This is a genomic window from Trichlorobacter ammonificans (genome assembly GCF_933509905.1).
Classification (GTDB): Bacteria; Desulfobacterota; Desulfuromonadia; order Geobacterales; family Pseudopelobacteraceae; genus Trichlorobacter; species Trichlorobacter ammonificans.
In genome coordinates, this window is the sequence record NZ_OW150024.1 from 2917026 (window position 1) to 2930528 (window position 13503).

At 58.3% G+C, this 13503-nt stretch carries 11 protein-coding genes; 6 read left to right on the top strand and 5 right to left on the bottom strand.

Going from position 1 to position 13503, the window contains the following annotated elements:
* The first annotated feature begins 50 nt into the window (after positions 1 to 50).
* Genes RAK07_RS13405 through RAK07_RS13415 form a run of 3 tightly spaced genes read left to right on the top strand, consistent with a single transcriptional unit; the run spans position 51 to position 4608 of the window.
* Positions 51 to 1691: a sensor histidine kinase gene (locus RAK07_RS13405; protein WP_305733338.1), complete on the top strand. Its 1641-nt coding sequence runs from the start codon at positions 51 to 53 to the stop codon at positions 1689 to 1691.
* On the top strand, positions 1669 to 2049 hold the full coding sequence (locus tag RAK07_RS13410) for a response regulator (protein ID WP_305733339.1): 381 nt from the start codon (positions 1669 to 1671) through the stop codon (positions 2047 to 2049). Before RAK07_RS13405 ends, RAK07_RS13410 begins: the two co-directional genes overlap by 23 nt.
* Positions 2050 to 2100: 51 nt before the next feature.
* Complete coding sequence (locus RAK07_RS13415) at positions 2101 to 4608, top strand: mannose-1-phosphate guanyltransferase (protein ID WP_305733340.1); 2508 nt, start codon at positions 2101 to 2103, stop codon at positions 4606 to 4608.
* Positions 4609 to 4703: 95 nt separating this feature from the next.
* Here RAK07_RS13415 and flaF read toward each other — a convergent pair whose 3' ends face one another.
* The 4 genes from flaF to RAK07_RS13435 form a co-directional block, all read right to left on the bottom strand.
* Entirely contained in the window at positions 4704 to 5090 is a 387-nt protein-coding gene (gene flaF, locus RAK07_RS13420; protein WP_305733341.1) for a flagellar biosynthesis regulator FlaF, read from the bottom strand.
* On the bottom strand, positions 5062 to 5469 hold the full coding sequence (locus tag RAK07_RS13425) for a flagellar biosynthesis repressor FlbT (RefSeq protein ID WP_305733342.1): 408 nt from the start codon (positions 5467 to 5469) through the stop codon (positions 5062 to 5064). The genes flaF and RAK07_RS13425 overlap by 29 nt, the downstream gene beginning before the upstream one ends.
* 12 nt (positions 5470 to 5481) lie before the next feature.
* Positions 5482 to 6111: a hypothetical protein gene (locus RAK07_RS13430; RefSeq protein WP_305733343.1), complete on the bottom strand. Its 630-nt coding sequence runs from the start codon at positions 6109 to 6111 to the stop codon at positions 5482 to 5484.
* A 101-nt stretch (positions 6112 to 6212) separates the two neighbouring features.
* Positions 6213 to 7124 carry a flagellin gene (locus tag RAK07_RS13435; protein WP_305733344.1) on the bottom strand — a complete coding sequence of 304 codons (912 nt, stop codon included), beginning with the start codon at positions 7122 to 7124 and terminating at the stop codon, positions 6213 to 6215.
* A 133-nt stretch (positions 7125 to 7257) separates the two neighbouring features.
* On the opposite strand from RAK07_RS13435, the gene RAK07_RS13440 reads away from it, so the two are divergent.
* The 3 genes from RAK07_RS13440 to RAK07_RS13450 are packed head-to-tail and all read left to right on the top strand — an operon-like array spanning position 7258 to position 11053.
* Positions 7258 to 9186, top strand: coding sequence for an O-linked N-acetylglucosamine transferase, SPINDLY family protein (locus RAK07_RS13440; protein ID WP_305733345.1), 1929 nt, complete (start codon positions 7258 to 7260; stop codon positions 9184 to 9186).
* The gene (locus RAK07_RS13445; RefSeq protein WP_305733346.1) at positions 9183 to 9725 is read left to right on the top strand and encodes a methyltransferase domain-containing protein; all 543 of its coding nucleotides are present in this window, start codon (positions 9183 to 9185) and stop codon (positions 9723 to 9725) included. Before RAK07_RS13440 ends, RAK07_RS13445 begins: the two co-directional genes overlap by 4 nt.
* Complete coding sequence (locus RAK07_RS13450) at positions 9725 to 11053, top strand: glycosyltransferase family protein (protein WP_305733347.1); 1329 nt, start codon at positions 9725 to 9727, stop codon at positions 11051 to 11053. Before RAK07_RS13445 ends, RAK07_RS13450 begins: the two co-directional genes overlap by 1 nt.
* On the opposite strand, the gene RAK07_RS13455 is transcribed toward RAK07_RS13450, so the two are convergent.
* A complete protein-coding gene (locus RAK07_RS13455) occupies positions 11038 to 13419 on the bottom strand; it encodes a tetratricopeptide repeat protein (protein WP_305733348.1) in 2382 nt (793 codons plus the stop codon). The genes RAK07_RS13450 and RAK07_RS13455 overlap by 16 nt on opposite strands.
* Positions 13420 to 13503 lie beyond the last annotated feature (84 nt).

Consider the following 13503-nt stretch of genomic DNA (forward strand, 5'->3'; position numbering starts at 1 on the left):
AGTGCAGCCATGGTAGGCTGTTTCAGACAGAACCAGACTGTGAGGCTGCCGTGGATTGGGAATGCTGCTGGGATCGGGACATCGTCGCCATGGGCGACTGCCCCAACATCACCGAAGGCGACGAAGACCTGCTCACCTCACGCGCACGGCGCGTGCTTGAAAAATGCTGTGAATGTGAGCGTTTCCGCCGAGACCTGTCACGCTTCAACGACAGCGGCCACCCGCTGGCGCCGATCATTTCCGTGCTGCACAATGACTACCGCCGCCAGAAAAGCCAGATCCAGTCGCTGGTCAGCTTTCTGGACAGTAAAACCCTGGAAACCAGATTCCTGCACGAGCTCGGTTCCGTTCTGCAGAGTTCCGTCGATCTCGATGAGGTGCTCTCCGTTGCCCTGACCGCCATCACGGCAGGCAAGGGATTCGGGATGAACCGTGCCTTTCTGCTGCTGGCCGACCGTGAACGCCATCTGCTACGCGGCCACTTGGCCATCGGTCCCCGTTCTCTTGAGGAGGCCGGCCAGACCTGGCAGGAGATTGCCAGCACGGATATGGACCTGCAAAGCATGGCGCGCAGCTTCCAGCAATACAAGCTGCGCAGTGAGCGTGACAAATTCCAGGATATCCTGGACCAGTTGCAGATATCCCTTGACGACCAGGAGCACATCGTGGTCAAGGCGTTCGAGGATCCCTACCCGCTACTGGTGCGTAATGCCTTCAACAATCCCCAGGTTCCTCCCGACTTCGCCCGGCTGCTGGGGGTGGACACCTTCCTGGTTCTGCCCCTTATCTCCCGTCATCGGCGTATCGGTGCCATCATTGCCGACAACTTCATCACCCGGCGCCCCATTAGTGACGATGATCTGCGCTCCATTGAAACCTTCGCGTTTCCCGTTGCCTTTGCCATCGAACGGGCCTCCCTCTACGACCGGCTCCAGGAAGAGGTTGAAAAACTCCAGATTGCCAACCAGAAGTTGCATGAACAGCAGGAGTTGCTGGTCCGCATGGAAAAGATGGCGCTGGTGGGCAGAATCACGTCCAGTGTGGCCCACTCCATCCGTAACCCCCTGACCGTTATCGGCGGTTTTGCCCGCAGCATCCTGAAGACCACCCCCAGTAGCGACACCCGACGCGGCTTCATTGAATCGATCGTTGCCGAGACACGGCAACTGGAAGGAGTGCTGGACGAGGTACTCACCTATTCTGACTCGCTCTACCCCACCAGGGATCTTTGGGATATCACTCAGCTGGTGGAGGCCGCCCAGCGGGAAATCCAGGACCGCCTGCTCTACCACGATTATACGGTCCAGTTCCGCTCTGACCGGGAGTTGCCACCGGTCTGGGTTGACTTCAAGCAGACGGTCTACTGTATCCGTACCATCATTTTGGTGAACCTGGACGGGCTGGAACATGGCGCCATTACCATTTACCTGTCCCGTAACGGCGACGAGGTCGATGTCAACATTGAAGACAAGGGGCGCACCCTAAGCGAAGAGGAGTTGGAGGCGATGCTGACCCCCTTCGCGGAAACCTGCCAGATGGGATCGGGATTGAGTCTGGCCTTGTGCCGCAGCATGCTGGACAAACAGAACATCCCCTTCCTGGTGGTTGCCCCTCCTGAGGGAGGGGTCACCTATACCATCAAACTTCCCACCCGCAAGGAGGAACGCCATGAGCAGACTGCTGGTAGTTGACGACGAGGCCAACATCCGTCTGTTATACAGCGCCGAGTTGACCGACGAAGGGTACGAGGTGGAAACCGCTTCAGGCATTTCCGAAGCCCTCGAAAAGCTGGCCGCACAGAGCTTCGACCTGGCGCTGCTGGATATCAAGCTCAAGAATGAAAGCGGCATCGAGCTCCTGCAAAAGATCGTCAAGGAGCGTCACGACATGCCGGTGATCCTCTGCTCCGCCTTCTCCAGCTACAAGGACGACTTCTCCGCCTGGCTGGCTGACAGCTACGTGGTCAAGTCCGGCGATCTGACCGAGCTGAAGGAAGAGATCAAACGGGTTCTGGAAAAGAAGGCGCAGCGGCGGGCGGCGGGATTGTAAGCGGCAAAGCCTGCAATTACATGCCGATTCGGCGCACACAAGGAGGTTGTCATGAAAGCCGTCATCATGGCCGGTGGTTTCGGCACCCGTATCCAGCCGCTCACCGGCAGCATCCCCAAGCCGATGATCCCGCTCTTCAATCGGCCGATCATGCTGCATATCGTGGAGCTGCTGAAAAAGTACGACATAACCGACCTGGTGATGCTGCTCTACCATCAGCCGGGAATCATCAAGAAGTTTTTCCGTGATGGTGCAGATTTCGGGGTCAGAATCACCTACGTTACCCCGTTGCAGGATATGGGGACCGCCGGTGCGGTCAAGGCCGCGGAAAAGTATCTTGACGAACGTTTTCTGGTCATCTCCGGCGACCTGTTGACCGACTTCAACCTGAAGAAGGTCATCGACTTCCATGACGCCAACAAGGCAATGGCCACCATTACCCTCACCTCGGTCAAGGATCCGCTGCAGTTCGGGGTGGTGATAACGGACAAGGAAAAGCGGATTACCCAGTTCCTGGAAAAACCGGGGTGGGGCGAGGTGATCTCCGACACGATCAACACCGGTATCTACGTGCTGGAGCCCGAGATTTTCAACTACATTCCGGCCGGCGAAAACTTTGACTTTTCTCAGGATCTGTTTCCGCTGATGCTGCGCAACCAGGATCCGCTGTATGGTGTCACCGCCAAGGGGTACTGGCGGGATATCGGCAACACCGATTCCTACCGCGAGGCGTACCACGACATCTTCAAAGGGCGGGTCAATCTGAAAATTGACGAGGAAAAGCAGGATTACGTCGGCAAAGACCTGCGGATCGGTACCGACGTCACCCTGGAGGACGCCGGCGGCATCGAGGGCACGGTAGTGATCGGCGACAATTCACAGGTTAGTCGTGACGTCAGGATCAAGGATTCGGTCATCGGGCGCAACTGCACCATTGAAGCCGGGGTCAGACTGAACCGCTGCGCCATTTGGGATAACTCCTACGTCAAGAAAGGCGCCCGCATCACGGACAGCGTTATCTGCTCCAATGTGCGGGTCGGCCAAGCCGCTATTCTGGAGGAGGGGGTTATTGTCGCCGATGAAACTTCCATCGGCGACGAGGTCCACATTAAGGCCGATGTCAAAATCTGGCCCCGCAAGGTGATCGAGTCCGGCGCCACGGTCACCGCCAACCTGATCTGGGGGGAAAAGTGGAAGAAGTCACTTTTCGAAGGGGCCATCATCAAAGGCTTGTCCAACGTGGAGCTGACTCCTGAGTTTGCCGCCAAACTGGGATGCGCCTACGGCACCATGTTGCCCAAGGGGAGCTATGTGCTGGGCGGGCGGGATGCAAAACGTTCTTCCCGGATGCTGAAGCGCTGTTTCGTGGGGGGACTACTGTCCGCCGGCGTCAATGTGCGGGACATGACCATGACCTGTCTGCCGGTCATCCGTTACAAGCTGAAAACCTTCGGCGAGGTGGGAGGGTTCCACTTCCGGCAGGCATCTGACGATCCGGCATCGATGGAGATCGTGTTTCTGGACGGCGAAGGGCTGGACTTCTCCAGCAACATGGCCAAAAATGCCGAACGGATCTACTACAAAGAGAATTTCCGCCGTGCCCACCATACCGAGCCGGGGGCACTGGTCGACATCCCCCAGGCGGTGGACTTCTACCGGGAGGGCTTCCTGCGGGCCCTCAACGTCGAGCAGTGCCGCAAGGCTGCCTGGACCGTAGTGGTCGATTTCAACTTTGCGCCGGCCTGCCAGGTGCTGCCAATGCTGTTGAACGAGCTGGGCTGCAACGTCGTGGCTTTGAACGCTTACATTGATGAGGGCAAGGGGGGTGTCTCACCGAAGCCGAAGGATGAAGCCCTTCGTCAGCTTTCCACCATCGTCGGTTCGCTGGGGGCGCAGGCCGGTTTCTGGCTGGAGCCCGGTGCGGAGGCGATCACGCTGGTTGATGAGACCGGTACCATTCATGACGGTGTCGGCCTGCTTGCTCTGGTAGCGGCGCTCAAGCTCAAAGGGGAAAAGCGGGGGGCTATTGCCGTGCCGGTACAGGCACCATCCACCATCGAGCAGATGGCACTCAAGCGAAAATGCTCCGTAACCCGGACGAAAAGCAGTGATCGGGCCATGCTGGAAGCAGCGTCGTCATCGGAGGTCATCCTTGCGGGAACCATTGACGGCCGCTTCGCCTTCCCGGCGTTTCAGGGGGCCTTTGACGGCATGTTCACCATTGCCAAGCTGGTGGAGCTCAGTGCAATACTGGCGATTCCCCTGTCCAAGGTGTTGCAGGATGCCCCGACCAGGGCTTTCCACGAAGCGCGTGTCTCCTGCCCCTGGGAAATGAAGGGGGGAATCATGCGCAAAATGAGCGAGGACAGTCTCGACAAGGAGGCCAGCTTCGTTGATGGCATTAAAGTCCAGTTCGGCAACGACTGGGTCTTGGTTCTGCCGGATCAGTACTTGCCCTGTGTGCATATTTTCGCGGAAGCGAAAGACGACAGAACCGCTACTAAATTACTCGACAGCTACCAGAAAAAAGTTGAAGGCTGGAAAAAGGAATTGGCCTGAGACCATCACCGCAGTACCGGAAACCGTACAGCCCCGACTTCGGCGCTCGTGCCGCGGTCGGGGCTGTACGGTTCCAGCACAAAGAAAGACTGCTATCAGGGGGTTGGCGGCGCCGACCGCAAGCCTGCGGCAAGGTTGAAGTTGATATTGATCACGATGTCAAGCTTGTGGGGATCGCTGGGAAAGGCCATGACCTCAAACAGCCGTTTGTCGATGAACAGGCTCAGGTTAAGAAGATCCTCACGGACATTTTTAGGAAGCGGATTTTCCGGCATGGAAAGCTCACTCTGAAAAAAACTCCAGACTTTCTGGTTGTATCGTATCGCTTCATCCAGCATCTTTTCACGCTGGGGAGAGTCCCAGTTATCCTGGCACTGCTTCAGCTTCATCGCTGCCTTGCTGAGGACCGATGCTTCCAGTTCGCGGGGAGGAAGAAACTCTTTTCCTTGCTGTTCATAAACTGCCGTGTACTGGTTCGACATGGGTGGTAAGCTCCTTCTCGTACTCAATCAGGGTGTGGGCAATCTTCAAGGCCTGGTAGAAGCGGCTGACCGTTATCTGGTCGCAGATGGCGCTGATATAGGACCGTGTGCTGGGCGCCGCCTCCATAAGGTCATGGGCAAGCGTAAAGAAGTACTCGATATGCGCCGGGCGATTTTCCGCATCGATATAAATCAACTGCAACGTGAAGTATAGACGCTTTGCCGGCGTATCCGCTGCTTCTTCCGGCATGATATCCTTTTCACGCAGAATCGGCACGTTATTTTCGATGAAGAGCTCGGCATGCTTACCGCCGTTACGAATGACGGCCCCGCCGATGATTACCCGTTCATCCGCTTTGAGATTGAGCTTCAGCGGCACGGTTACGCTATCCTACAGTGAAGCGCCAATTGATTCACGCAATTGGGTAACTGCAGCCCGGGTAAAGGTCAGCTGCTCCTCGGCCTGCTTCACCTGACTGTCGGTAGCGGTCGGCGACAATTCGGGAGTATTCACGCTGGAACGCCTTCCCGTCGGAAACAGGTCATGCCAGAGATAGGCTACCCGCTCATAGACCGGCGCCGGAGGCGGCGGCACCGTCATCTGATTGATCTGCTCCCGGATTGCCTGATAACTCATCAGAATATCGCGGCGCTCGGCGCTTTCCGGAGGAAAAGGCGGAAAGTTTTTAACGATTTTTCCCAGCTGTTCTTTCATCTGCGCAATCATGTCCGAAGAAAGCTTCAAAGAAGTGCCGGTTTCGCGAAGACTTTTCGCGGTGCTGTTCAGCAGTTCGGTGACACTGCCGATTTTCTCCAGCGTTTCAATCGTCTGCTTGGGGACGGTAATGTTCACCGACACCTGCTCAGCCCCCCCTCCATCAGCAACGGCAGACGGCGTACGGGGTGGAGACGCGGGATTTTCTCCTGAAGCAGAAACTTCTTTCTGGACCGACAACGGCTGGCTGACAAGCGGCACACTCAGTGTTGACTGCAAAAGGCTTGATGCGGCGTCTACTCTCATATCGCACCTCACGGCAGGAGGGTATCAGACAAAATGGGGGAGAGATACGCTCTCTCCCCCATTATTGGGCTGCCTGTTCAGAAAACCCGGACGGACCGGAATTAGAACAGTCTCAGGACGGCCTGTGCTGCCTGTGAAGCCATCGAGAGGGAGGTGATGCCCAGGTTCTGACGGGTCTGGAGCATCAGCATGTTGGCGCCTTCCTCGTTCATGTCGGCCAGGGTCAGGTTGTCGGCACCAGTGGTCAGGGTGTTGATCATGGTGTCGGTGAAGGCCTGACGGGTGGTGATAACGCTCAGGTTTGCCGAAAGCTTGGAGGACTCGGTACGCAGCGTGGAGAGAGCGCTCTCCAGTTGCAGCGACGAGCTCTTGATGGCGTTGGTGCCGTTGCTGACCACCGAGTTGTCCCATGCGGTGCTGGTAGAACGCTTGGTAGCTGCCGTGCTGCTTTCTGCAGTAGCAGAGGTCACGCCGCCATACGAACCGGTGATGCCGACCTTCTGCAGGGAGAGACCAACGCTGGTAGCGTTGAAACCCTTGATCTTCAGGGTTGCATCGTTGGTGACCGGTGCAAATTCAACGGTCAGGTCGTCCTTGGTCAGGAAGTTGGTGCCCCGGTAGCCGGAGTCGGAGGCCAGCTGGTTGATCTGGCTCATCAGGGTGTTGTAGGTGTTGGCGTAGTTGGCCCGCTCGGTCAGGTTCGCGGTGGAAAGCGCTGCCGAGGCAACACCTTTTGCCGCTTCGATCAGGGAGGTGATGGCCTTGATGCCGGCGTCGGCGGCCTTCACGGCCTGCACCGCTTCAGACATGCCGTCCTTGCGGATGGACAGGTCGGCTGCCCGGCTGTTGTGGCCTTGAGCCGCAAAGAAGTTGGTGGGGTTGTCGAGGGCCGAGTTCACCTTCTTGCCGGTGGACAGACGGTCCTGGGTCCTGTTGATCAGCGTGTTGGTGTTCTGCAGCGAGAGCAGGTTGCTCCGCATGCCCGAGGTGAGGGAAATATCACTGATTGCCATGGTGATGCTCCTTTCTAGGATAAGGTGCGACATTCTTGTCGCTTGGTTGGGTTATTTTACTTTACGGTTGCTTTTTGTAAAGCTTTAAGAGATTTTTTCACCAACTTTTTTATTCAGGAAGATTTTCCGCCATATGCCCCACACTGAAGCCGAACAGTCGCTTTTCTACATCAATCGAATGCTGGACCTTGCCGCCAGCCACCTGGCGGCGGCGCGTACCACGATTGCCCGTGACCTCTGCCGCAAGGTACTCGAACTGCACCCTGGAAACTTCGAGGCTTCCTACCTGCTCGCACGAGCGGCGGCAAAGGACAATGATCATGCCGCCGCCGCCGAATTGATCCGTGCAGTGGTTACACCCCACACCCGCGATCCGGCCCTGTTACGTGAGTTCGCGGACTATCATCGAAAGTCCGGAGAGCACACACAGGCACTTACCTATTTCAAGACATTGGCGGCGCAACACCCTGACAGCTACGATGCTTGGTATCATCTCGCGGAGCTCTGGCTGGATGTTGGGAACAGCGAAGGCCTTCAGCAGGCGCTGCAGCATGCCGGTCGTCTCGGAGACGGCCGGCATAGTGCCTGCTATGATCTGGCGGCCCTGTACGAACGAGCCGACCTGGTTTCTTTGGCTGAGCAGTTCCTGCACAATGCGCTGCACATGGCACCGAATAACACATATTATCTCGGGGCACTGGCCAATCTGCTCAAGCGTATCGGCAAAGCCGACGACGCGGCCACATATTATTCCCGTCTCGCGACGGACCTGCCTGCTTCCGATGTAAACCATCAGACGCATACCAACCACCTGATGAACTATATCTGCACAACCGCCTTCAGTCCTGAAGCGATTTATGAGCATCACCTCCACTGGGGCAAACAATGCTGCCGCAGCGTCACAGTATCGTCGGCACCGTCTCGCCGTACCCGACAGCCAGAAAGACCGCTCAACATCGGTTATGTTTCCGCTGATTTTTGTCGCCACCCCGTGGCGTTCTTCATTGAACCCCTGTTAAGTACCCATGACCAGAACCATTTCAAGATATTTCTTTACGCAAATCTCGAATACGAGGATGACGTCACGGCCCAGATCAGACAGCGTCCCTGCAGCTGGCGGAACATTTTCGGCATCAGCGATGATGAAGCCTGTCGCATGATCGAGGCGGACGGTATTGACATACTGGTGGACCTGGGTGGCTTGACTCGCAAAAACCGGCTGCCGATTTTTGCCCGCCAACCGGCGCCGGTTCAGGTAACCTGGCTGGGATACGCCCATTCGACCGGCTTGCCCACCGTCGATTACCGCTTTACAGATGCCGTTGCCGACCCACCGGGGATGACGGAACATCTGCATACCGAACAACTGTACCGGTTGCCGGATTGTTTTCTCGGGTACCATCCGCCGCTGGATCCGCCGGACATTTCTCCATTGCCCCATGGGGCGAACGGGTATGTCACCTTTGTCGCTTTCAACAACCTTGCTAAAACCAATGACCGGCTGCTGGGCTGGTGGGCGGAAATTCTGAAGCAGGTGCCGGATGCGCGGCTGATGCTGAAGGATAGCAGCTTTACCAAGGATTACCGTTTCCGGGAGGTCTGGCTCGACCGGTTTGCAGCACTGGGGGTCACCGCCGACCGTATCTGTCTGTTGGGGCGTTCGGCAACCGTTCATGACCACCTGCGATTACTGGGCACTGGTGATATTGCCCTTGACACGTATCCCTATAACGGCACAACCACCACCTGCGAAACCCTGTTTATGGGGACACCGGTTGTAACGCTGGCCGGCCCGTCTCACGTCGCACGGGTCAGCGCCAGTATTCTTACCTGCGTGGGAGCACCCGAACTGATCGCCCGCACTCCGGAGGAATATATCGCGCATGCCGTAAGCCTGGCGACGGACACCAGCCGCTTGCAGTACTACCGCACAAATCTGCGCCACATGATGCAGAAGTCGCCCCTGATGGATTTTGATGGTTTTGCCCGCAAGATTGAAATAGCCTACCGGGATATCTGGCGGCGATGGTGCCATACGGTGGAAGAAAGGGAACCGGCATGACGAACAAGATGCGACGTTTACATATCGGAGGAGTTGAACGAAAAGAAGGCTGGGAGCTCCTGAACATATTTCCCTCAGAAGCCGTAGACCACGTCGGGGATGCGCGAGACCTGTCACGGTTTGCCGATAGCACTTTTTACGAGCTGTATGCTTCGCATGTGTTGGAACATTTTGATTTTACCGGCGAACTGCTCGCTGTACTCAAGGAATGGCTGCGAGTGCTGGTTCCTGGCGGCAGGCTGTATCTCAGCGTACCGGACATGGATGTCCTCTGCGCACTGTTTCTTTGCAAAGAGGCCCTTTCGGTCGAGCAGCGCTTTCACCTCACGCGCATGATGTTCGGGGCACACTGCGACCGGTATGATTATCATTTGTCCGGCCTGAACCGAGAATTTCTGGAGCAGTTTTTGCGTCAGGCGGGCTTCGCAACTCCATTGGTTGTAACATCGTTCAACCTTTTCAATGACACCAGCACCCTGACCTTTGAAGGAGTGCCTATCAGCCTGAACATGATTGCCAAGAAACCCTTCCACCCCTAATGCATCTTCCCAAGATCGCAATTCTGGGCGGCCACTACCTGAAGAATCTCTGCCTTCCGGAGGGTGTCTGGTCCTGCAACCTCCCCTTAAGCATTGATTCCGGAGCCGATAATTCCGTACAAAAGCTGCTGAGGGACCAGTGCCCGTTTCAGCCCGACCTGCTGCTGTTCGCCGACCAGGGCTGCCTGCCGATGCTGACCGGATTCGATGATTTGGAGGTTCCCTGCGCCGCCTACCTGATCGACACCCACCTGCACTACTGCTGGCACCGCCACTTTGCCGGCATGTTCGACCAAGTTTTTGCCGCACAGCGAAACGCCGCCGCAAGCCTGGAACCCCACGCTCTTTCCTGCCGCTGGCTCCCCCTGTTCAGCAGGCACGGCAACCTCAGGGAGCAGCTGCCAAAAGAACACGACATCGTTTTTGTCGGCACCGTCGACTCCCGCAGAAACCCGGAACGTGTCGGTTTTCTTGACGCATTCGCCCGCGTCATGCCGCTTGCCGTTCGCTCCGGCGATTATCGACGCCCCTACAACACGGCCCGGATTATTCTCAACCAGTCGGTACGCAACGACCTCAATTTTCGCGTTTTCGAGGCGCTGGCCAGCGGCGGTTTCCTGCTGACGGACGATGTGGGTAACGGTCTTGAGCTGCTATTTGAACCGGGGCGTCACCTGGTAACCTATGCCAAAGGCGATGTTGCCGATGCCACGGAAAAAGCCCGATACTATCTGAAGCATCCGGAGGAACGGGAATGTATCGCTGCGACCGGCCATGCCCGGGTCGTCGCCGAACATACTCTTGCCATCAGAAGCCAGCAACTGGTTGCACTATTGACCGCCCACGCGGATACCGCGTGTCCCCACCCGCAGCGACGGGGACTTAAAAAACTGGCGGCGGGCCGCAGTTATCTGGCTATTGCACTGCTCATGGCCGACTTGGAAAAACTCGTCGGCAGCGGGAGCTATGGGCAACGGGTGGGATGGTATCGCTGGCTGGCCGGCGAGGCGCTGGAACATCATTCGACCATGGAGACCGCCGGTGAAGAGATCATGCCGGATCTGGCCCTGCTTGCCCACCTGCGGGGCGAAGCAGCCAGGGCGGCGGCCTACGCCCGGATCGCGCTCCTGAATGATCCCTGCAACCCCGAACTCCTGCTGCTGGCGGCCCGCATCAGCGCCAGTCGGGGCGACGCCGCGGCAGCGTCACGGCTGTACGCAACAGCTGTGCAGGTGATCAACGACCTCCGGGGCCGCTCATCGGACCAGCTTCTGCTGGAACATTTGCTGGAAGCTCTTCAGTTCTGCAGGCGTCAATTGTCATCCTGATCTCCTCCCGGCGTTTCCGCTCCCAGGAGAAAGGACAGCAGCTCATCAACCGCTCCCGCCCAGTCGCCGGGCTGTTGCTGCCGGAACAGCCGCATCGTCGGGTACCAGGGGCAGTCCTGCCGTGCAAGCATCCAGCGCCAGTCCGGCACAAACGGCAGCAACACGCAGACCGGCCGACCCAGTGCTCCCGCCAGATGCGCCACCGACGTATCAACCGAGATTACCAGATCAAGCTGCAGCATTATGGCGGCAGTATCCTCGAAGTCCCGTATGTCGGCCGTCAGATCCTGCAGGTGCATGCCCTGTGGCGGGCTGAGCACCTGCGTAGCGGCCTCTCCCAGTTGCAGTGAGTAGAACTTCACGCCGGTGAGCCGGCAGAGTGGGGCAAGATCAGCCAGGGTTGCCGACCTGCGGGGATCGGGCTCGGGACGGCCGGCCCAGCACAGACCGATACGGACTCCCGTCTCCCGCGACAGCTCGCGCCGCCAGCGCATGACCAGGGCAGGGTCTGGAGCAAGATACGGCACCATGTCATGCGGAATCGTGGCTGCCGTTGTACGAAACAGGTCCGGCAACGACAGCAGCGGCACCTGGTAGTCGACAACCGGCACAGAGTCCTCAGCATCAACAAGCGCCGTCATCCCCGGCAATGAGTGCAGGAGTCGCTGCAGTGGCCGCAGGTGGTTGTACAACAGCACGCGCGCCCCCAGTCCTGCCAGCATCGGAATATAGCGGACAAACTGGATGGCATCGCCGAATGCCTGCTCCGTCCAGACAAGAACGGCTTTTCCGGCAAGCGGCTCCCCTCGCCAGCGCGGAGCGTCGATGTTCGGGGACGGCACCGGATCCCGTTTGTTGAAGCGGGCCTCCAGCAACGCAAACCCCTCACTGAACTCCCCTCTGAGCAAGAGATTCTGGGCCAGGTTCCATGCTGCGGTCCCATGACGCGGATCAAGCCGGACCGCCCTGCGGAAGGCTGCCGTCGCCTCGGCCATTTGGTGGCGAGCCTGCAACGCACAGCCCAAGTTCATCCATGCCGCCGCCGACTCCGGTGCCAGTGCCGCCGCCTCGGCCAGAACGCGCAACGCTTCGTCCCATCGGTCCAAGGCGGCATTGACCGTACCCAGGTTTACCAATAGCTCAGGGTTCCGGGGGTCCTCGACGAGGGCTTGGCTGAACTGCTGCCGTGCCGCCGAGAGCCGGCCGGTCTGCTGGTATGCTTCGCCCAGCAGGCGGTGTACGCCGGAGACCGGGACTGCTGACCGCAGCCGTGTACCCAGTAGTGTAATACTTTCCTCAAACCGCCCCTCCTCATGCAGCAGCAGGGCCAACCAGCGGACAGCCTGCGGGTCGTCGGGAAGCACCTGCAGCGCGTGACGAAACCATGATTCAGCATCGGCATGGTGCCCGCGCTGGTAGGCGTGCAACCCCTGCCGCCGGGCATGCTCGCCGGCGAGTTCCCGCAAGAGTGGCTGCATAAAACTTTGTGGTGCAAGCATCTGCTCCCAAGTGTTGCGGGCCTCGCGGCAGCGCTGCAGCACCTCTGCCGGCGTGATCCGCTCCATCCATTCGCAGATTATCCGGGGAGCGCGGTCAACATCCCTCTCGGCAATCCGTATCACAAACCGGTCATAGGGGATTTGCGACGCAAACGGCAGGAGGCAGCCGTCGGCAATCAGTACCGGGATGCGCCCCATGCTCAGTGTTTCGAAGAAGCGGATCGAATTCATGCCATCGCCACGGGGACAGAGCGCGGTCAGCGAGTCCTCCAATGCGTCGAGATACCGTTGCCGCCGGGCCGCACGCAGTTCTGGATCCAGGTGCCCGTGGAACTTCGGCGCAATATCCAGGTGTGCCGCCAGGCGCCTATCGGCGCTAACCGCCAGCAACAGCCGTTCCCGCAAGGGAAATGATCCGGGATACCCGATGAAGCAGGTGTCCCAGCGGAAGCGCGACGGTTCGAAATGACACAAGCGGCCGCAATCCTCCACCAGATAGGGGACCGCGAGGATACGACCGGCTTCGGATGCCGCCACGCTGGCTTTGCAAAACAGCGCCTCCGGCACCGGTGAGCGACAATCGTCATGGGTGGACCACAGCAGATGTTTTTCAGGGAATTGCGCGTAGTGGGACAGGGAGGTCACAAATCGTGCAACCGACTCTCGTCCCAGATCAACCTGGAGTCGGCGCAGATCTTCGGGCAGCAGGCAAAAATCCGCCTCATACGGATCGTCTGTGGTAACGAGTGCCGCTGTTGGCAGCAGGTGACCGGTATGGCGCGCTCCCAGATAGTAGTCATCGGGGCGCCGGTAGATCAGAAAACGGAGTGAATGGGACGTAGCTGCCCGGTGCATGTCACCTGCCATTGATTGTCCAGAGTACCGTGGTATGATTATAGTGAATGGAAAGGCTGAAACTGCCGATAAGAGAAAAGCATTTTTCAGCAGTTC